Below are 19,751 nucleotides of genomic sequence, written 5' to 3'. Positions count from 1 at the left end.
CGTCCGACAACGTCAACTCGGCCTTCGGCCGCCCCGTCCGCGCCATGCAGCAAGCCTACACATCTGAACAGAATTCCCGACTCAGAATACTAGGGCGTGTATCGAAAGTGGCGCCGTCCGCCCGAAGGGCGGGCCCCGCGGCGTCCGGCATGTGCGATCGCAAGGCGGAGGGTCGCCCTCGTACCGGGCGTACTCGGGCGATCCCGACAACGCGGCGAGCGCGCGTGCCAGGCGTCGCGGGGCAGGCGGGACTTTCGAAACACGGCCTCGCGGCGACAGGCGAGGCGTCCGGGAGCGAGGAAGGGCCCCGCGGCCGTGAGGCCGCGGGGCCCTTCCCTCTGCCGCGGAGCTGCCTAGCGGTTCTCGACCACCAGGCTCGTCTGCCACGGGTCGTCGGTGTCGCTGCCGTAGGTCTCGTCCTGGGCGACGGCCCAGAGGACGAAGCCCAGGAACAGCGAGCTGATCAGGATGCCGATCGCGCCGAGGACGATGCCCGCGGTCGCCATGCCTCCGTTGGTCGCCTCGCCCCGCTGCACCTTCTTGCGGCCGATGATGCCGAAGATCAGGGCCAGGATGCCGAGCACGACCCCGAGGCCGTACATGCAGAAGCCGACGGTCGCGATGATGCCGAGCACCATCGCCGCCGTCCCCATCCCGTTGGCCGGGGACCCCTGCCAGCCGGTCTGGCCGTAGCCGCCGCCGTACCCCGGATAGCCGGGGTAGCCGTACGACGCCGGGGCGGGCGCGGCCGGCGTCGCGGCCGGGTAGCCGTACGCGCCGGGCGTGGCCGCGGGCCCTCCGGGCGCCACGGGCGGCGGCGGCACGTCACCGGCCGCCGGCATCGACGTCATCGTCGGCTGGTCGTGCACCGGCGGGCGGTCCTGTGGACCGGGCGTCGCCGGCTTGCTCAGTTCCACCCCGTCGCGGTTCGGCGGAGCCCACGGGTCCGCCGGGTCGTACCCGCCACGCGGCTGGTCGCTGTTGTCAGACATGGGCCTCCCCCATCGTGGTCACGCCATGCTACGACCTCCCCCTGACGGCGGACCCGCCCGGCCTACGATGATCCGATGACCGATCTCCGCTCCTTCATCGCCGGCCTCCCCAAGGCCGAGCTGCACGTCCACCACGTCGGTTCCGCCTCCCCGCGGATCGTCTCCGAGCTGGCCGCCCGTCACCCCGACTCGAAGGTCCCCACGGACCCCGACGCGCTCGCCGACTACTTCACGTTCACCGACTTCGCGCACTTCATCGAGGTCTACCTCTCGGTCGTCGACCTCGTCCGCACCCCGGAGGACGTCCGGCTGCTGACCTTCGAGGTCGCCCGGGACATGGCCCGGCAGAACATCCGGTACGCCGAGCTGACCATCACCCCGTACAGCTCCACCCGCCGCGGGATCGACGAGCGGGCTTTCATGGCGGCCATCGAGGACGCCCGCAAGGCCGCCGAGGCCGAGCTGGGCGTCGTCCTGCGCTGGTGCTTCGACATCCCCGGCGAGGCCGGCCTCGAGGCCGCGGAGGAGACCGCCAGGCTGGCGGTCGACCTGCGCCCCGAGGGTCTGGTCTCGTTCGGTCTCGGCGGGCCGGAGATCGGTGTGCCGCGCCCGCAGTTCAAGCCGTACTTCGACCGGGCGATCGCGGCCGGCCTGCGCTCCGTCCCGCACGCGGGCGAGACGACGGGCCCGGAGACGATCTGGGACGCCCTGAACGAGCTGGGCGCCCAGCGCATCGGTCACGGCACCAGCGCCGTGCGGGACCCGGCGCTCCTGGCCCACCTGGCGGAGCACCGGATCGCCCTGGAGGTCTGCCCGACCTCGAACATCGCGACCCGCGCGGTCGCCGACCTGGACCAGCACCCCATCAAGGAGATGGTGGCGGCCGGCGTCCTCGTGACGATCAACAGCGACGACCCGCCGATGTTCGGTACGGACCTGAACCACGAGTACGCCGTCGCCGCCCGGCTCCTGGACCTCGACGAGCGCGGTCTGGCGGCCCTCGCCAAGAACGCGGTGGAGGCGTCGTTCCTGGACGAGGCGGGGAAGGCCCGCCTCGTCGCCGAGATCGACGACTACACGGAGACGTGGCTCGCGCGCTGAGCGGCGGCCCAGCCGCAACAATGGCCCCATGGACCACGTCACCCCGGACCACGTCACCGTCGTAGGCCACCGCGGCGACCCGTACCGCGTACGGGAGAACACGGTCCCCTCGATCGTCTCGGCGATCGAGGGGGGCGCCGACGCCGTCGAGATCGACGTACGGCTCACCCGTGACGGCGTCCCCGTCCTGCTCCACGACGACACGCTCCGACGACTCTGGGGCCACGACCGGCCGCTGTCCGCGCTCACCCACGCACAGCTGCGGGAGCTGACGTACGGAGGGGTGCCGACGCTGCGCGAGGCGCTGATCGCGGCGGGGCCGCACCGGCTGATGCTCGACCTGCCGGGCGGGAACGAGGAATCGGTCCGCACGATCGTCGGCACGGTCCGCGAGTGCGGGGCCGCCGAGCGCGTGTACTACTGCGCGGGCGGGGTGGCGATGCTCCAGGTCCGGGCCGCCGACCCGGCCGCGGAGATCGCCCTGACGTGGACGACGCTGGCGCCGCCGCGTGCGGTGCTCCTGGACGCGGTGCGGCCGCGCTGGCTCAACTACCGCTTCGGGCTGGTGAGTCGGGCACTGGCCGAGCGGGTGCACCGGGACGGCCTTCTGCTGTCGGCCTGGACCGCGGACACCCGGCGCTCGATGCGTAAGCTCCTGTCCCACGGGGTGGACGCGATCACCACCAACCGGGTGGACGTGCTCGCCGCCGAACTGCGAAGGGGGGACCACCGGTGACAGGGGCCGAGCGGATCCGGACCGACATCGCGCACAACGCCCGGGTGTGGGACTACTGGCTGGGCGGCAAGGACAACTACCCCGTCGACCGGGAGGTCGGCGACCAGGTCACCGGTCTGTACCCGAGCATCGGTGAAGTGGCCCGCGCGGACCGGGCGTTCCTCGGCCGGGCGGTGACGTATCTGGCGGCCGACGCGGGAGTGCGGCAGTTCCTGGACATCGGCACCGGCCTGCCGACGGCCGACAACACCCACGAGGTCGCCCAGCGGATCGCGCCGGAGGCCAGGGTCGTCTACGTCGACAACGACCCGATCGTGCTCACGCATGCCCGCGCGCTGCTGACCAGCGCCCCCGAGGGGGTCACCGAGTACGTCGACGCGGACGCGCGGAATCCGGAGTTCATCCTGGAGGCGGCGGCACGGACGCTCGATCTGTCGCGCCCGGTCGCGGTGATGATGCTGGGCATCCTCAACTTCGTCCTCGACACCGACGAGGCCGGGACCGTGGTCCGTACGCTCATGGACGCGATGCCGTCCGGCAGCCATCTCGTGCTGACCCACCCCACCCTGGAGCGGGAGCTCGGGGGCGAGGGCAACGTGGCGGCGATGAGGTTCTGGAACGAGAACGCCACGCCTCCGATCACCGCCCGCAGCCGCGCCGAGTTCACCTCCTTCCTGGACGGGCTCGACGTCCTGGAGCCGGGGATCGTCTCGTGCGCGAGCTGGCGGTTCGCCCCGGCGAACGAGGTCGCGCAGTTCGGCGCGGTGGGCCGCAAGCCGTAATGGGCATACGGGGGAGGGACGCGCGGGAGACCGTGCGGGGATGGGGCGAGCGGGCCCGGCGGTTCGGGGACACGCATCCGCTCGCCGTGGACATCGGGATCGCCCTGCTCGTGCAGGCCGCGATGACGATGCCGTTCGTCGTGCCGCGCGCCCCCGAGCTGCCGCCGGCGACCTGGCCCGCGTACGGCCTGACGACGCTCACCGTCCTCCCGCTGATCTGGCGGCGGCGCGCCCCGATCGCCGTGCTCCTCGCGATCATGGCGACCAGCGCGCTGTACCAGCTGGCCGTGGACGGGCCGGGCCAGCCCCTTCCGTACACCGGGCTCGTCGTCGTCTACACCATCGCCGCGCTCGCGCCACCGTGGCAGCGGCTGGCGACGGGTCTGCTGATGACGGTCGCGGTGCCGGTGTCGGTGTGGCTCAACACGCGATCGGCGCGCGAACTGACCTTCTCCCTCTTCGTGTTCGCGGCCGCCTACGTCCTCGGGCGGCTCACCGACGCCCGGCAGCGGGCCACCCGTGTGGAGGCGGAACGGGCCGCGGCGCGTGAACGGGCCAGGATCGCACGGGAGATGCACGACATCCTGTCCCACGCAGTGAGCCTGATGGTCGTGCAGGCGGAGGCGGGACCGGTGGCGGTGCGGACCGCGCCCGAGCGGGCGGAGGCCGCGTTCGACGCGATCTCCGCGACCGGCCGGGACGCGATGGCGCAGCTGCGCGGAATGCTCGGGGTCCTGAGGGAGGGGACGGAGGGGCCCGAGCCGCGGGAGCCGCAGCCGGACCTCGCGGGGCTGCCCGGCCTGCTGGAGCGCGTGCGGGCGGGTGGGCTCGATGTCTCGTACGGGACGACGGGAGGGGTGCGCGCTCTCCCCGCGGCCACCGGGGCGACGGTCTACCGGATCGTCCAGGAGGCGCTGACGAACGTGGTGAGACACGCGGGGGCGCGCACCGCCTCCGTGCGGCTGGCGTACGAGGAGGGAGTGCTGGAGGTGGTCGTGACGGACGACGGGCGAGGGCCGCGGCGGGGTGTGCGGCACGATGGCGGCGGGCACGGGCTCGTCGGGATCCGTGAGCGGGCGGCGGCGCTCGGCGGCACGGCGGTGTGCGGACCGGGCCCGCGGGGGCGGGGCTTCGAGGTGCGGGTCTCGCTTCCCTCGGACGCTGCCCGGGAGGTGGCGCGTTGACGATCCGGGTGGTGGTGGCCGACGACCAGGAGCTGGTCCGCAGCGGTTTCGCGATGATCCTCGACGTCCAGCCGGACATCGAGGTCGTGGCGGAGGCCGCGGACGGAGTGGAGGCGCTGGAGGCGGTGCGCCGTCACTCCCCCGATGTGGCGCTGCTCGACATCCGGATGCCGCGGATGGACGGCATCGAGTCCTGCCGTGCCATCAGCGCCGACTCGGCCTGCCGGACGGTGATGCTGACCACCTTCGACTCCGACGAGTACGTGTACGAGGCGCTGCACGCGGGCGCGAGCGGATTTCTGCTGAAGGACGTGCGCCGGGACGATCTGGTCCACGCGGTGCGGGTGGTGGCACGGGGCGACTCGCTGCTCGCCCCGTCGGTGGCCCGGCGGCTGGTCGAGGAGTACACCCGCCCGGCCCGGCGCCCCGCCCGCCCGGATCCACGCCTCGACGCGCTGACGGCCCGCGAGCGGGAGACGCTGCTGCTCCTCGCGCGGGGCCTGTCGAACGCCGAGATCGCGGCGGAGCTGGTCGTCAGCGATCACACCGTGAAGACGCACGTGGGGAACGTGCTCGCCAAGCTGGGGCTTCGGGACCGCATCCAGGCGGTGATCTGCGCGTACGAGAGCGGACTGGTCACGGCGGGTTCTCCCCCGCCCGGGGGATGAGCGGGGCGGGCGAATTCCCCCGCTCCGGCGATCCCCGGACCGCCGCGGGTCACCAGGATGGAGCCATCGACGACACCGGCTCGCACCCACGGAGTTGACCATGAAGAGCACCACCCGCACGCTGCTGGCCGCCGCCCTCGTCCTGGGGGTCGCGGCGGGACCGGCGGTGCTGCCGGCCGCCGCCGCCGGGCCGGCGGCCGTGTCCGGGGCGCCGGCGCCCGCCTCGGACACCGCGCTCGAGGCGGCGATCGCCGGGCTGCCGAACGCCCGTGCCACGGCCGCGCTGGTCCGGGTCGGGGGCACCGAGGGCGTCTGGCGTGGCTCCTCGGGCGTGCACGACCTGAGGACGACGCGGCCCGCCGACCCGGGGGCCCGGTTCCGTGCCGGCTCGGTGACCAAGGTGTTCACGGCCGCGGTCGCCCTGCAGCTGGCCGCCGAAGGGCGACTGGATCTCGACCGCCCGGCCCGCGCGTATCTGCCCGAGCTGATCCCGCCGCGGTACGGGACGGTGACGGTCCGCCAGCTGCTCGACCACACGCACGGCATCCCGGCCCCGGACGTCGCCGGGACGACGGTCGAGGAGTGGTACGCGAACCGATTCGAGATCCACGACCCCCGGGAGATGGTCCGCTCGGCGACGGCGAAGCGGCCCGAGTTCGCCCCGGGCGAGAAGCAGCACTACCTCAACATCGGCTACACGATCGCGGGCCTGCTCATCGAGCGGGTCACGGGCGACACGTACGAGCGCCAGGTCACGGCGCGCGTCCTGCGCCCCCTCGGGCTGCGCGACACCTACCTCCCCGGGACCGACCCGCGGATCCGGGGCCCGCACAACCACGGCTACCAGACGATGCGGCTCGCGGACGGCTCGACCGGGCTGCGCGACGTGTCGGTGTGGGGTGCCACCGACGGCTGGGCGGCCGGCGACATCATCTCGACCACGGCCGACCTGGAGCGCTTCACGGAGGCGCTCTTCCGGGGGCGGGTGGTGCGCGGCCCCCTCCTGGAGGAGATGTTCACGCTGCCGAAGGTGCCGGACTTCAAGAGCGGCGCTCCCGCCGCCTTCTCCGTCGGGCTCTCGATGAAGAGGCTCGGCGGGCGGGAGGTGTGGGGCAAGACGGGCGGCCGCTGGGGCTACAACGCGGCGATCTCCTCGACCCGCCACGGCGAGCGGACCCTGGTCTACAGCGTCAACTCGACGGACGCGAAGGGCCAGGACACGAACAAGGTCGCCCGGGCCCTGATGGTGGCGGCCTACGGCGCGCCGACGGACTGAGGCGCGGCGGCCCCGGGGGCTCCGCCCGTCAGCGCTTCGAGCCGCTTGATCATCCGGCGTACGACGAGCAGCGGGATCACTCCGAAGACCCCGAACGACATGTCGATGACCGACCACCAGAAGGGAATGCCCCGGATGGGGCCGCAGATCAGGGCGAGCGGGATGATCCCGGCGCAGGCGATCATCCCGAACTCGATCACCCAGATGTTCCGTACGGGGTCGCGGTAGGGCCCGTAGAAGGCGACGGCGATGACCAGGTGGGCGAAGGCCAGCCAATCGGTGCCGTAGAGGAGGAAGGGGTGGAGCGAGTCGGCGGTGTCCGTCCCCTCCCGCACCCGCTGGATCCATTCCGGGAGGCCGGGGAACGTCTCCGCCACGGGCGCCGCCCAGGACGTCAACGCCTCGTCGATCAGGCGGATCTCGGTGACGAGCGGGAACGCGGTGGCCCCGCTCAGCACCAGACAGACGATGAAGACGACCAGCCACACACGGATACGCCTGAGAAGGGCCTGCGGCCCCTTCGTCTCGTTCATGACAGCACCCTACGCCCGTCATGAACGCGTTCAAAAACGGGGGTGGCCGGTCACCTTCCGCGCCAGGGCGTGCGCGGCGACGGTCACACCGGCGGCCACCGCGAGCCCCTTCACCATGTCCCCGGTCCGCGTCGGCCGGAGCACCCCGGCGCGCCGGAGCCGCCCGCGCGCCCAGAGCGTGAAGGGCACGACGATCAGCGGCGAGGTCACCGAGCCGGGCGTGTAGCCGCGGACGGCGGCGGCCTGGGCCAGGTGCACGAGGCCGTGCAGGCCGAAGCCGGTCAACGCGGCCTGATAGAAGGACGACCGGCCGCCGGAGCGCTGTCCGGCGACGGCCGCGGCGGCGACGACGGCCCCCACCGCGGCCACGGCGACGGCGAACTCCCGCTCGTCGACGCCCTCCGCGGCCTTCCACACCGCTTCGGGCACCTCGGGGAACCGCTCCCGCAGCTCCGGCAGGTGCTCCCGGAGCCAGCGGGGCCCGAGGAGGATCTCCTCGGCGTCGTGCAGGGCCCAGGCGGCCAACAGCCCATAGGTCACAGTCGAGTTCACGTTCGAGGTCACCCCCGGTGAACTCACAGGCCGACGATCGAGTTCCACCGCTTCGCGAACGCGGTCCGCTCCTCGGACGTGATGTCCCGGGCGATCGCCAGCCGTCCCCGCATCGCGTCGTCGGGGAAGATCAGCGGGTCCTCGGCGAGGGCCGCCAGCTCCTCGTCGTCGGAGTCGGCCAGGACGTCGCGGGCGGCGGGTACCGGGCAGACGTAGTTGACCCAGGTGGCGAGCTCGGCGGCGACCTCGGGCTGGTAGTAGTAGTCGACCAGCTTCTCGGCGTTGGCCTTGTGCCGTGCGAGGTTGGGGATCATCAGGGACTCGGCCCACAGCTCGGCGCCCTCCTCGGGGACGACGAACTCGATGTCGGGGTTGTCGGCCTGGAGCTGGATCACGTCACCCGAGTACGCCTGGCAGGCCAGCACGTCGCCGGTCGACAGGTCCTTGATGTAGTCGTTGCCGGTGAAGCGCCGGATGTGCCGCTTCCGTACGAGCCCCTCGATCTGCTCGCACACCGCGTGGAAGTCGTCGGCGGTCCACCGGGTCACGTCGACGCCGTTGCCCTGCATCAGCAGCGCGAAGGACTCGTCGAGCCCGGAGAGCAGGGTGACCTTCCCGCGCAGTTCGGCGTCCCACAGCTCCTTGACCGACCGGATCTCCCGGCCGAGCTTCTTGCGGTTGTACGCGATGCCGGTGATCCCGGACTGCCAGGGGACGGAGTGCCGCCGTCCCTCGTCGAAGGAGGGCGAGCGCAGCTGCGGGTCCAGGTACCGGGTGACGTTCGGCTGCTTCGCCCGGTCCATCTCCTGGACCCAGCCGAGCCGTACGAAGCGGGCGGCCATCCAGTCGCTGACGACGATCAGGTCGCGGCCGGTCTCCTGGTGGTTCATCAGCGCCGGGCTGATCTTGCCGAAGAACTCGTCGTTGTCGTTGATCTCCTCGGTGTAGCGGACGGAGATCCCGGTGCGGGCGCCGAAGGCGTCCAGCGTGGGCCGCTTCGAGGTGTCGTCGTCATCGGTGTCGATGTAGAGGGGCCAGTTCGCGAAGTCGAGCGTCCGGTCCCGCGCGGACAGGTCCCGGCCGGCCCGCTCCCCCGGCTCGACGTAGGCGGCGGGCACCCCGCACCCGGCGAGGACGGTCGCGGCCCCCACACCACCGATCCCGCGCAGCAGGGCCCGGCGGGACATGTTGTTCCTGGCTGTCGCTCTCACTCGTGCAGCATCCCGGGCCCCGCGCGAGGGAACAATGGACGGTCCGTCGACCGAACGGCCGCGGCCCCGACACCCTGTCGATCAAGGGTGCCGGCGCCGCGGCCGTTCGCGCGCCGGACCGGAGTGTCGGACCGCTGCCGTACGTTGCCGTCATGGCCGACAACACGCGAACGACCCCGCCGCGCCCGCTCGACGTGGCGGCGCTGTTCCCCGAACTGGTCCCGTACCGGGCGCGGACCGTCCGGTTGCATCCGCGCACCGGGCGGCCCGGGTTGCTCGACAGCTCGATGGGCGGCCCGCTGCTCTGGCCGGAGTCCGAGCCGTGGCCGCACTGCTCCGAGGGGCATCCGCGCACGGCCTTCGCCCCGCCGAAGGGCGCGGGCCCGCAGCCGCTCGTGCCGGTGCTCCAGCTGTACGCGCCGGACGTGCCCGAACTGCCCTTCCCCGAGGGCACGGATCTCCTGCAGATGCTGTGGTGCCCGTTCGACCACGAGCCGTTCTCCTCACCTCGCCCCGAGCTGTACTGGCGGGACAGCGGCGCCGACGTCGAGCCGTTGACGGACCCGCCCCGCCCGGAGGGCGCCCGCGCGGACTACGTGCCGGACCCGTGCGTGCTCCACCCGGAACGGGTCGACGAGTTCGCCGCCTGGGACCTTCCCGACACGGTCTTCGACGCCCTGGAGGACCGCTTCGACGAGGTGGACGAGGAGACCGGCTGGTCGTACTGGTCGCATCTGTCGGTCGCCCCGGGCGTCAAGGTGGGCGGCTTCCCCACCTGGACGCAGGACCCGGCCTGGCCGGACTGCGAGGGCTGCGGACGGCGGATGGAGCATCTGCTGAGCGTGCCCAGCAGGGAGTTCGACGGGGAGTCGTGGCGTTCCTGGGTGCCGGAGGAGGACGTTCCGGCGACGGGGACGGTCTTCGACCTGCCGTACGAGGAGCGGAGCGCGCTCCAGGGGGCACCGGGTCTGATGCTGGGCGACATGGGCGGGCTGTACGTGTTCGTCTGCGCGGTCTGCCCCGACCTGCCGTTCGCGTACCGCCACGACTGCTCATGAGAACGGGCGGCCGGGGAGAACCCCGGCCGCCCGTGCGGTCCGTCAGGCGATCTAGCCGAGGGACGTCATCACGTGCTTGATGCGCGTGTAGTCCTCGAAGCCGTAGGCGGAGAGGTCCTTGCCGTAGCCGGACTTCTTGTAACCGCCGTGCGGCATCTCGGCGACGAGCGGGATGTGGGTGTTGATCCACACGCAGCCGAAGTCGAGGGCCTTGGACATGCGCATCGCGCGGGCGTGGTCCTTGGTCCAGACCGAGGAGGCGAGGGCGAACTCGACGCCGTTGGCGTACTCCAGGGCCTGGTCCTCGTCACGGAAGGACTGCACCGTGATGACGGGGCCGAAGACCTCGTTCTGGACGATCTCGTCGTCCTGCTTGAGGCCGGAGACGACGGTCGGGGCGTAGAAGTAGCCCTTCTCGCCGACCTGGTGGCCGCCGGCCTCGACCTTGGCGTGGGCCGGGAGGCGGTCGATGAAGCCGGAGACCTGCTTCAGCTGGTTGGCGTTGTTCAGCGGGCCGTACAGCACGTCCTCGTCGTCCGGCTGCCCGGTCTTGGTGTCCGTGGCCGCCTTGGCGAGCTGCGCCACGAACTCGTCGTGGATGGACTCGTGCACGAGGACACGGGTCGCGGCCGTACAGTCCTGGCCCGCGTTGAAGAAGCCCGCCACCGAGATGTCCTCGACGGCCTTGGCGATGTCGGTGTCCTCGAAGACGACGACGGGGGCCTTGCCGCCCAGCTCCAGGTGGACGCGCTTGACGTCCTTGGAAGCCGACTCGGCGACCTGCATGCCCGCGCGCACCGAACCGGTGATGGAGGCCATCGCCGGGGTCGGGTGCTCGACCATCGCCTTGCCGGTCTCACGGTCGCCGCAGATCACGTTGAAGACGCCCTTGGGCACGATCTGCCCGATGATCTCGGCGATGAGGACGGTCGACGCGGGGGTCGTGTCGGACGGCTTGAGGACGACCGTGTTGCCCGCGGCGAGCGCCGGGGCGAACTTCCACACGGCCATCATCATCGGGTAGTTCCACGGCGCGACCTGGGCGCAGACGCCCACGGGCTCGCGGCGGACGATGGAGGTCATGCCCTCCATGTACTCGCCGGCCGAACGGCCTTCCAGCAGCCGGGCGGCACCCGCGAAGAAGCGGATCTGGTCCACCATGGGGGGAATCTCTTCGCTCGCCGTGAGGGCGACGGGCTTGCCGGTGTTCTCGACCTCGGCGGCGATCAGGTCCTCGGCGCGCTCCTCGAAGGCGTCCGCGATCTTCAGCAGGACCTTCTGGCGCTCGGCCGGGGTCGTGTCCCGCCAGGCCGGGAACGCGGCCGCGGCCGCGTCCATGGCGGCGTCGACGTCCGCCTGCCCGGAGAGCGGAGACGTGGCGAAGACCTCGCCCGTGGCCGGGTTGACCACATCGATGGTCCGTCCGTCGGCGGCGTCCCGGAACTCCCCGTTGATGTAGTTACGCAGCCGGCGCAGCTCGGTGGTCACTTTGCCACCCCTCCTGTCACGTTCTTGGTCGCACTTCATCGTGCGGCGTCCCGTTTGCTGAGACACCTCAGCCTAATCGCTTCCCTGACGCTTTCGACAGGCCCGACATCCGCCAACTTCGGATTCAGTGAGATCTGGAGCCCGAAACAACGAAATACATCACTCTGGGCTTGCCAGACCGACGGGTCTCGGTGCAGAGTGAAGCCGTGGCCAGTCAAAGCACGAACTCCAGAACCGGTTCCGGTTCGTCCCCGACGATCGATGCCGTCTCCCTGGCGATCATCGAACAGCTCCAGGAGGACGGCCGCCGTCCGTACGCCGCCATCGGCAAGGCCGTGGGCCTCTCCGAGGCAGCCGTACGGCAGCGCGTCCAGAAGCTGCTCGACCAGGGCGTCATGCAGATCGTCGCGGTCACCGACCCGCTCACCGTGGGCCTCCGGCGGCAGGCGATGGTCGGCATCAACGTCGAGGGTGACCTCGATCCGGTCGCGGACGCACTGACTGCCATGTCTGAATGTGAGTACGTGGTGATGACCGCGGGCTCGTTCGATCTGATGGTGGAGGTCGTCTGCGAGGACGACGACCACCTGCTGGATGTGATCAACAAGCGCATCCGGACTCTCCCCGGCGTGCGCTCCACGGAGAGCTTCGTCTACCTCAAGCTCAAGAAGCAGACCTATATGTGGGGAACTCGATAACCGTGACCCAGGACCTGTCCAAGACCGCGTACGACCACCTGTGGATGCACTTCACCCGCATGTCGTCGTACGAGAACAACCCCGTCCCCACCATCGTCCGCGGTGAGGGCACGTACATCTTCGACGACAAGGGCAAGCGCTACCTCGACGGTCTCGCGGGTCTCTTCGTGGTCAACGCCGGTCACGGCCGCAAGGAGCTGGCCGAGGTCGCCTACAAGCAGGCCCAGGAGCTCGCGTTCTTCCCCGTGTGGTCGTACGCGCACCCCAAGGCCGTCGAGCTCGCCGAGCGTCTGGCCGACTACGCCCCGGGCGACCTGAACAAGGTCTTCTTCACCACCGGTGGCGGCGAGGCCGTCGAGACCGCCTGGAAGCTGGCCAAGCAGTACTACAAGCTGCAGGGCAAGCACACCAAGTACAAGGTCATCTCGCGTGCGGTCGCCTACCACGGCACCCCGCAGGGCGCCCTGTCGATCACCGGTCTGCCGGCCCTGAAGGCCCCCTTCGAGCCGCTGGTCCCCGGCGCGCACAAGGTGCCGAACACCAACATCTACCGCGCCCCGATCCACGGCGACGACCCCGAGGCCTTCGGCCGCTGGGCCGCCGACCAGATCGAGCAGCAGATCCTCTTCGAGGGCCCCGAGACCGTCGCGGCCGTCTTCCTGGAGCCGGTGCAGAACGCCGGCGGCTGCTTCCCGCCGCCGCCCGGGTACTTCCAGCGCGTCCGCGAGATCTGCGACGAGTACGACGTCCTGCTCGTCTCGGACGAGACGATCTGCGCCTTCGGCCGCCTCGGCACGATGTTCGCCTGTGACAAGTTCGGCTACGTGCCGGACATGATCACCTGCGCCAAGGGCATGACCTCGGGCTACTCCCCGATCGGCGCCTGCATCGTCTCGGACCGGATCGCGGAGCCGTTCTACAAGGGCGACAACACCTTCCTGCACGGCTACACCTTCGGTGGCCACCCGGTGTCGTCGGCGGTCGCCATCGCCAACCTCGACATCTTCGACAAGGAGGGCCTCAACCAGCACGTGCTGGACAACGAGGGCGCCTTCTTCTCGACGCTGCAGAAGCTGCACGACCTGCCGATCGTCGGCGACGTCCGCGGCAACGGCTACTTCTACGGCATCGAGCTCGTCAAGGACAAGGTCACCAAGGAGTCCTTCACGGACGAGGAGACCGAGCGCGTCCTCTACGGCTTCCTCTCGAAGGCGCTCTTCGAGAACGGCCTCTACTGCCGTGCCGACGACCGTGGCGACCCGGTCATCCAGCTGGCCCCGCCGCTGATCGCCGACCAGGGCACCTTCGACGAGATCGAAGGCATCCTGCGCTCGGTGCTCACCGAGGCGTGGACCAAGCTCTGACCGTCCTCGCCCTCCGAGGCACAGGACCTCACGCCGCCCTCACGGCGTGACCCCGGCCCGGGCATGCCGCCATCCGAGTGGATGGCGGCGGCCCGGGCCGCGTGCTGTCCGTACAAACGGATCCGAATACTTACGGTGCCCAGTGACCGACAGGCCCGTCCCTTCGTTCCCCCGGACGGGGGAACGCATGAATCGGATCCGACATCGAGGTGTACGCGATGGCCCCACCGGACAACGACGTGCTCTGGGCGCGTTCCCTGCACTGCACCCTGGAGGGTTCGGACGTTCTCACCGGCGTCTCCCTGGGCGTGCGCGAGGGCGAGATCCTCGCCCTGATCGGCCCGCGCGGCAGCGGCAAGACCACGCTGATGCGCTGTCTGTCGGGACAGACGGTCGCCCAGCAGGGCGAGGTCTGGTTCAACAGCAGCCCGGTCCACACCCTGAGCCCGGCCCAGCGCGAACGGCTCCGCAGGGACCGTTTCGGCTGGATCGACCCCGAGCCGGGGCTCGTCCCCGAACTGACCGCCTGGGAGAACGCCGCCCTGCCGCTCCTGCTCCGGGGGGTCTCCCACCGGACGGCCAGGACCTCCGCCCTGGAGTGGCTGGAGCGCCTCGACATCGGCATGCACGGCCGCAAGCGCCCGCACGCCCTGACCCAGTCGCAGCGCCAGCGGATCGCCATCGCCCGGGCCCTGGTCACCACCCCGACGGTGCTCTTCGCCGACGAACCGACCGCCGCGCTGCACCGTGCCGACGGGTCCCAGGTGCTGCGCACCCTCACCGCCGCGGCCCGCTCGCACGGCATCACCGTGCTGCTCGCCACGCACGACAGCGAGGTCGCCACCCTCGCCGACCGCTCGGTCGCCCTGCTCGACGGGCGCCGCGTCGGGGCCGGAACGCCGACCACCGGGGCGGAGGGCGTCGCCGCGTGCTCGCTCTCCGTCTAGTCCGCGGGACGCACCCCCTCGTCCTGCTGCGGCGCCTCCTGGTCGCCGCGGCGGCCGCGGGGGTCGGCTTTCTGCTGCTGTGCACGCTCGGATACGCCGTGGGCCACCCGGACCGGTCGGCGGCGGCGACCGTGCGGCTGCTGTGGTGCGTGGTCCCCCTGGCGGCGACCACGCACTTCGCCGTCGCCGTCGCCCGTACGGACCCCAGCACGCGCCCGAGGCCCGGGCTCTCCGCGATCGGCCTCGGCCCGACCCGGCTCACCGCGATCGCCGCCGCCTCCACGGCGGTCGCTTGCACGCTCGGCTCGATGGTCGCACTGCTGTTCTACCTGCATCTGCGCGGTGACATCACCGGGCTGCCGTTCGACGGAGCCGCCGCCGAGCTCCTCGCCGCACACCAGCCGATCCCGCTCGCGGGCGCGCTCACCCTGCTCGCGATCCTGCCGGTGGTCGCCTCGACGGCGGCGGCGCTCGCACTGCGACCCCGTAGGACTCCCCGGGCCCCCGAGGGCATCGAGAGGACCGCCCCGTCCGGGCTCCCCTGGGGCGTGGCCCTCCTCGCGGTGGGGCTCGCGGTCGAGACCTACGCCGGCGAGGGCGGCGCCCAGGGCGCGTTCCCGCTGCCGGGCCGCTTCGACGGAAACCCCGGCGGGGTGCTGGCCGGCTGGATCCTCACCGCCCTCGGCCTCGCGATGGCGGGCCCGGGGATCACGCACTGGTGCGGCCGTCTCCTCCAGGCCGTCCGCCCGGGCGCGATCCGGCTGCTCGCCGGCCGCGTGCTGATGGACGAGTCCCGGCGCATCGGCCGCCCGCTCGGCGTGGTGTGCGCGGTGGCCTCCGGCGTTCTCGCGGCGGTGACGCTGTACGACTCCCGTGCGGGCGGCTTCGGCCCGCTGACGGGCCTGGGGGCGTCGCTGGTGGTGGTCTGCACGACGGCGACGCTGCTGACCGCGGCCCTGGAGTCCAAGCAGTGCCGCGCCCACACGGCCGACGCCCTGGTCCGCCTGGGCGCCCCGCCCACCGCCCTGCGCAACGCGGCCCTGATGCGGGCGGGTGCCCTGCTGGCGGTGTTCCTGCCGCTGACGATCCTGGTGGGCCGGCTGGCCGCCATCCCCCTGAAGGGCTGACGCCCCCCGGGCCTACGTCTCCCACCCGCCGGTGGCCGAGGGCCACGACGCCCCGGCGGGACCCGGACCCCCTAGGGTGGCCGGTATGACCCGCCCGCACGAGCGCGAGATCCACACTCCCGCCGAGTTCGACGCCGCCGTCATCCACGGGTCCCTCGTCGGACACCGCGTCCAGTCCGTCGACCTCACCGACCGCACCTTCGCACTGCTCACCGTCCCCACCACCGGCGCCGTCTTCCTCGGCTGCGCCATGCAGCCGGAGGCCGCCGCCAAGGTCCGTGCCGACGGCGCCCTGGTCTTCCCGCCCGTGCCGGACCTGCCCTTCGACCCGTACCGCGCCCGGCTGTACTCCCCCGACGAACTGTTCGAGGGCCTCCGGGACGAGGGGTACGAGGGGACCCCCGACGCCCGCGCGTACGACTGGTTCCAGCGGACGAAGGCCGACGGCGACGTCTTCGCGTCGATGCTCCGCTCCATCCACGACGACGCGATCTCCGACGCCCTCGACGAACTCCTCGCCGGCGCCCGGGTCGTCGGTGTGATGGGCGGGCACGCGATGGGCCGAGGCACCGACGCCTACGCCGGCGCGGCCGGGCTCGGGCGCTCGCTGGCCCGTTCGGGCTTCACCGTGGCGACGGGCGGCGGCCCCGGCGCGATGGAGGCCGCGAACCTGGGCGCGTACACCGCGCCCCTCTCCGACGACGCCCTCCCCGAGGCGCTCGAACTCCTCGCCAAGGCACCCTCGTTCACCCCGTCCGTCACCGAGTGGGCCCGCGTCGCCTTCGAGGTCCGGGCCCGCTGGCCGAAGGGCGGCGACTCGGTCGCCGTCCCCACCTGGTTCTACGGCCACGAGCCGCCGAACCCGTTCGCGGGACACATCGCGAAGTACTTCGCCAACGCCACCCGCGAAGACGGCCTGCTGGCCCGCTGCACCGCCGGGGTGGTCTTCCTGCCCGGCGCGGCCGGCACGGTCCAGGAGATCTTCGACGACGCGACGCCGAACTACTACGAATCGCGGGGCGAGCCCACCCCGATGGTCCTGGTGAACCGCGCCCACTGGACGGAGAGACTGCCCGCGTGGCCGCTGCTCCAGGCGCTGGCGGCGGACCGCCCGATGGAGGCCGGGATCGCCCTCGTGGACTCGATCGACGAAGCCCCGGAGGCGCTGCGCCGCCTCCACGACAGGTCTGCGTCCTAGAGCGTCTCTTCCGGATCTTGCCGGGCTCGCGGTGTGATCCGGAAGAAACGCCCTAGAGCCGCCGTACCGCCTGGGCCTCCGCACGCTCCACGGACGTCCTGCCGTGCACGTGCACCAGCGCCAGGTGGAACAGCGCGGGAGCCAGCGGCGCCCAGCGGTGCACGCGGTCGGGGCGGAGCAGGTAGCGGGTGACGTCGGCCGAGCGGAACGGGACGTAGTCGACCGCCTGGTGTTCCCAGCGGTCGGCGACGCCCCGGCTCATCCGCTCACGGAGCTGATCGCCCGTCATGTCGGTGAGCCGGGCGTAGAAGTGGGCGCTCCAATGCCGCTTGTCCACGTCGAGGACGAAGGCGAGCAGGGCGAGCGAGTACTCGTGCGGCTCCAGTGACATCTCCTCGCGCATCCCGCGGCGGGCGACCGCATGCAGGTCGGGCGCGTTGCGGCCCGCGGAGTCGATGTGGCGGCCGAGCCCCTCGTTGACGGAGGAGTTCCACAGACCGGGCGCCATCCGCACCCGGTCACCCCGCCGGCTGACCGCGAGCAGGTGGTCGGAGGTGACGACGGCGACGTTCACGCCGAAGCTGCACTGGAGGAACGCCGGTGCGGTCAGAGGCTGTTCGGGGTCGAGATAGCGGGACCTGGGGGTGGATCCGTCGAGCATCCTGCGGTCCAGCTGCTGGGCCGCGAGGAAGGAGAAGTAGTCCGTCGGGCGCAGCCGCAGATGCACCTCGGCCTGTTCGTCGAGGGCGCTCCTGGAGACCTCCAGGCTCTCGACGGCGTACCGCGGACCGTTCCACACCGGTGCGCGTTCGCCGGACGCCTCCGCCCGGCCCTCCTCCGCCTCGATCTCGGCGCGCCATCCGGCCATCTCCTCGGGGAGCGCGATCTCCCCGGCGAGGACCTGGACATGGACGGACTCGGGGGCGATCGCCCGGTCCCCGTCGCCCTCGACGATCAGCGCGGAGGTCCGCAGCGGCCCGAGGGAGAACGTCGACCACGCCCCGCCCGGCCCCTCCCGGAAGGTGAGGCTGCGGACCATCCCCGCCGAACGCCGCCGGATCCTGAACCAGATGTCCTGCGTCCACTGCTGGAACAGGGTGGCGAACACGACTCCCAGGATGGCGCCGACGACTCCGTTGCCCAGATCTATACCGCTCACGTCCAGCAGGGTAGGCCAGATGATCACGGTCGGTGGCCGAGCGAGGCAACTTCGGCGCGCGATCCCTCGTCTGGCAGTCCGTACCACCCCCTTCCGGAACGGAGCCACCCGGTGCTCATAGGACTGCTGACCGCCATCGCCGCCTCGGTCTGCTACGGCACGGGCTCCGTCCTGCAGGCCGTCGGGTCGCGCAAGTCCGCCCGGCGCGAGGCGGCCACCGCGGGCCGGCTCACGGAGCGCGGCGGGCCGAGCCTGTCCTCCACCGCGAAGGCGGCGACGACCTGGGAGTTCGTCGTCGGCACGATCCTGGACTTCGTCGGCTTCGGTCTCGGCGCCCTCGCGGCGCGGATGCTGCCGCTGTTCCTGTCCCAGACCGTGATCAGCGCCAACCTGGTCGTCACGGCCGTCCTGAGCGTCCGGATGCTCGGGATCCGGCTGAACCGCGCGGAGTGGACGTCGATCGGTGTGGTCTGCTCGGCGCTGGTGCTCCTGGCGACCGCGGCGGGTCCGGAGGGCAGCGGACACACCCCGATCGCCACGCACTGGTGGCTCCTCGCGGTCTCGCTGCTCCTGATGGTGGGCGGCACGGTGCTCGTACGGCTCCTGGGCGCGCGGGCGGCGATCCTGGCCGGACTGCTCTCCGGGCTCGGCTTCGGCGCGCTGGGCGTCGGGGTGCGGATCCTGAACGGCATCGACCCCTTCGACCTCGGTGCCCTCCTCACCGACCCGGCGCTGTACGCGATCCTCGTCGCCGGGATCGGCGGCATGTATCTGCACACCGTCGCCCTGCAGATCGGCTCGGTGAACGGGGCGACGGCGGCACTGGTGGTCGGCGAGACGGTCCTCCCCGGCATGATCGGCGTGTGGTGGCTGGGGGACTCCTCCCGCCCGGGCTTCGCCTGGCTCGCCGTGCTCGGCTTCGTCCTCGCGGTCGTCGGCGCGGTGGCGGTGGCCTGGTTCGGCGCTCCGGAGGCCCACGGGACGCGGGAGGCGGGGGCGCCGGACGAGAACGGCGCCGCCCCCGAGGGCCGTCCCGAACCCGTACGCGTTCCGTAGGGTTCGGCCATGGGGACCTTCATCGACGGAGTGATCGAGACCCGCGCCGCGGGCGAGCCGTGGGGGACGGAGGTCGATCTGCTCGACTTCGACCTCGGGAAGCAGCGGGACGCGCGTGATGTGCTGTTCGGCTACGGCGGCGCCCTCTCGGTGGACCGGCCGCTCTTCGACGCGCGGGGCTGGCCGGAGGACGCCTGCGAGGAGGTGCCGAGACAGATCGACGAACTGAGCCACAGTCATTCGTACGCGACGTGGGCCGAGATCGCCGCGGTCGACTGGGACGCACCGCTCCGTGACGGCCCCGACTGGAACCATGTGGCCGAGTGGCGGCCGGGCCCGGACGGGCGGCTGGTCCTGCACGACGTGTCCTGGGTGCCGAGCGCGGTGGTCGACGCGGCGGCGAAGCTCTTCGGCGAGCCGCTGCACCCGGGCGAATGGCCGCCGGGCGGCGAGGTCCCGCTGAACGGCGCCGTCTACCGTCCGGTGGTCCTCACCGCGCGGATGATCGTTCCGCCGGACGGCGCCTGGAGCCCGGTGTGGGCGTCGATGCGCGCCCTGGCGGCCGAGTACGGCGACGAGAACGTCCGCCTGGTGGTCTGGTTCGGCTGAGGCGCGCCGCGG

20 protein-coding genes are annotated in these 19,751 nt (G+C 71.9%); 14 read left to right on the top strand and 6 right to left on the bottom strand.

From position 1 onward, the window contains the following. Positions 1-353: 353 nt before the first annotated feature. Positions 354-992, bottom strand: a complete 639-nt coding sequence (locus AB0D99_RS28335; protein ID WP_362368226.1) for a DUF4190 domain-containing protein — start codon at positions 990-992, stop codon at positions 354-356. A 75-nt stretch (positions 993-1,067) separates the two neighbouring features. Here AB0D99_RS28335 and AB0D99_RS28330 point away from each other — a divergent pair, with 75 nt between their 5' ends. From AB0D99_RS28330 to AB0D99_RS28305, 6 genes are all read left to right on the top strand, one after another. Beyond that, positions 1,068-2,093: an adenosine deaminase gene (locus AB0D99_RS28330; protein WP_362368223.1), complete on the top strand. Its 1,026-nt coding sequence runs from the start codon at positions 1,068-1,070 to the stop codon at positions 2,091-2,093. A gap of 28 nt (positions 2,094-2,121) precedes the next feature. After that, the gene (locus AB0D99_RS28325) at positions 2,122-2,829 is read left to right on the top strand and encodes a glycerophosphodiester phosphodiesterase (RefSeq protein ID WP_362368221.1); all 708 of its coding nucleotides are present in this window, start codon (positions 2,122-2,124) and stop codon (positions 2,827-2,829) included. Beyond that, the gene (locus AB0D99_RS28320; protein WP_362368218.1) at positions 2,826-3,611 is read left to right on the top strand and encodes an SAM-dependent methyltransferase; all 786 of its coding nucleotides are present in this window, start codon (positions 2,826-2,828) and stop codon (positions 3,609-3,611) included. The genes AB0D99_RS28325 and AB0D99_RS28320 overlap by 4 nt, the downstream gene beginning before the upstream one ends. Then, positions 3,611-4,795, top strand: a complete 1,185-nt coding sequence (locus AB0D99_RS28315) for a histidine kinase (protein WP_362368215.1) — start codon at positions 3,611-3,613, stop codon at positions 4,793-4,795. Before AB0D99_RS28320 ends, AB0D99_RS28315 begins: the two co-directional genes overlap by 1 nt. Then, complete coding sequence (locus AB0D99_RS28310; protein WP_362368212.1) at positions 4,792-5,463, top strand: response regulator transcription factor; 672 nt, start codon at positions 4,792-4,794, stop codon at positions 5,461-5,463. The genes AB0D99_RS28315 and AB0D99_RS28310 overlap by 4 nt, the downstream gene beginning before the upstream one ends. 100 nt (positions 5,464-5,563) lie before the next feature. Then, positions 5,564-6,739, top strand: a complete 1,176-nt coding sequence (locus AB0D99_RS28305; protein ID WP_362368209.1) for a serine hydrolase domain-containing protein — start codon at positions 5,564-5,566, stop codon at positions 6,737-6,739. Here the strand turns inward: AB0D99_RS28305 and AB0D99_RS28300 are convergent. The 3 genes from AB0D99_RS28300 to AB0D99_RS28290 are packed head-to-tail and all read right to left on the bottom strand — an operon-like array spanning position 6,718 to position 9,011. Further along, a complete protein-coding gene (locus AB0D99_RS28300; RefSeq protein ID WP_362368206.1) occupies positions 6,718-7,272 on the bottom strand; it encodes a hypothetical protein in 555 nt (184 codons plus the stop codon). The two genes, AB0D99_RS28305 and AB0D99_RS28300, sit on opposite strands and share 22 nt — an antisense overlap. A gap of 30 nt (positions 7,273-7,302) precedes the next feature. Then, complete coding sequence (locus tag AB0D99_RS28295) at positions 7,303-7,824, bottom strand: HXXEE domain-containing protein (RefSeq protein ID WP_362368203.1); 522 nt, start codon at positions 7,822-7,824, stop codon at positions 7,303-7,305. A 23-nt stretch (positions 7,825-7,847) separates the two neighbouring features. Further along, the gene (locus AB0D99_RS28290) at positions 7,848-9,011 is read right to left on the bottom strand and encodes an extracellular solute-binding protein (RefSeq protein ID WP_362368244.1); all 1,164 of its coding nucleotides are present in this window, start codon (positions 9,009-9,011) and stop codon (positions 7,848-7,850) included. A 176-nt stretch (positions 9,012-9,187) separates the two neighbouring features. On the opposite strand from AB0D99_RS28290, the gene AB0D99_RS28285 reads away from it, so the two are divergent. Next, positions 9,188-10,093, top strand: coding sequence for a DUF1963 domain-containing protein (locus AB0D99_RS28285; protein ID WP_362368200.1), 906 nt, complete (start codon positions 9,188-9,190; stop codon positions 10,091-10,093). Positions 10,094-10,144: 51 nt separating this feature from the next. Here AB0D99_RS28285 and AB0D99_RS28280 read toward each other — a convergent pair whose 3' ends face one another. Continuing rightward, entirely contained in the window at positions 10,145-11,581 is a 1,437-nt protein-coding gene (locus AB0D99_RS28280; protein WP_362368197.1) for a gamma-aminobutyraldehyde dehydrogenase, read from the bottom strand. Between the two features lie 206 nt (positions 11,582-11,787). On the opposite strand from AB0D99_RS28280, the gene AB0D99_RS28275 reads away from it, so the two are divergent. From AB0D99_RS28275 to AB0D99_RS28255, 5 genes are all read left to right on the top strand, one after another. Continuing rightward, positions 11,788-12,279, top strand: a complete 492-nt coding sequence (locus AB0D99_RS28275; protein ID WP_362368194.1) for an Lrp/AsnC family transcriptional regulator — start codon at positions 11,788-11,790, stop codon at positions 12,277-12,279. Next, positions 12,264-13,643: an aspartate aminotransferase family protein gene (locus AB0D99_RS28270; protein WP_362368192.1), complete on the top strand. Its 1,380-nt coding sequence runs from the start codon at positions 12,264-12,266 to the stop codon at positions 13,641-13,643. Before AB0D99_RS28275 ends, AB0D99_RS28270 begins: the two co-directional genes overlap by 16 nt. Positions 13,644-13,861: 218 nt before the next feature. Beyond that, a complete protein-coding gene (locus tag AB0D99_RS28265; protein ID WP_362368190.1) occupies positions 13,862-14,590 on the top strand; it encodes an ATP-binding cassette domain-containing protein in 729 nt (242 codons plus the stop codon). Beyond that, positions 14,572-15,717, top strand: coding sequence for a hypothetical protein (locus AB0D99_RS28260; protein WP_362368187.1), 1,146 nt, complete (start codon positions 14,572-14,574; stop codon positions 15,715-15,717). The genes AB0D99_RS28265 and AB0D99_RS28260 overlap by 19 nt, the downstream gene beginning before the upstream one ends. Before the next feature lie 85 nt (positions 15,718-15,802). Then, on the top strand, positions 15,803-16,915 hold the full coding sequence (locus tag AB0D99_RS28255; protein ID WP_362368184.1) for a Rossmann fold nucleotide-binding protein: 1,113 nt from the start codon (positions 15,803-15,805) through the stop codon (positions 16,913-16,915). A 52-nt stretch (positions 16,916-16,967) separates the two neighbouring features. On the opposite strand, the gene AB0D99_RS28250 is transcribed toward AB0D99_RS28255, so the two are convergent. After that, positions 16,968-18,074 carry a hypothetical protein gene (locus AB0D99_RS28250; protein ID WP_362368181.1) on the bottom strand — a complete coding sequence of 369 codons (1,107 nt, stop codon included), beginning with the start codon at positions 18,072-18,074 and terminating at the stop codon, positions 16,968-16,970. Positions 18,075-18,185: 111 nt separating this feature from the next. Between AB0D99_RS28250 and AB0D99_RS28245 the strand changes: the two genes are divergently transcribed. Further along, entirely contained in the window at positions 18,186-19,130 is a 945-nt protein-coding gene (locus AB0D99_RS28245) for a hypothetical protein (protein WP_362368178.1), read from the top strand. 9 nt (positions 19,131-19,139) lie between these two features. Then, a complete protein-coding gene (locus AB0D99_RS28240) occupies positions 19,140-19,739 on the top strand; it encodes a hypothetical protein (RefSeq protein WP_362368175.1) in 600 nt (199 codons plus the stop codon). Positions 19,740-19,751: the final 12 nt, after the last annotated feature.

Origin of the sequence: Streptomyces sp. NPDC047971, assembly GCF_040653355.1 — a bacterium.
Taxonomy (GTDB): domain Bacteria; phylum Actinomycetota; class Actinomycetes; order Streptomycetales; family Streptomycetaceae; genus Streptomyces.
Note: the sequence above shows the minus strand (reverse complement) of the source record. Positions and strands in the feature narration are given on the sequence as shown.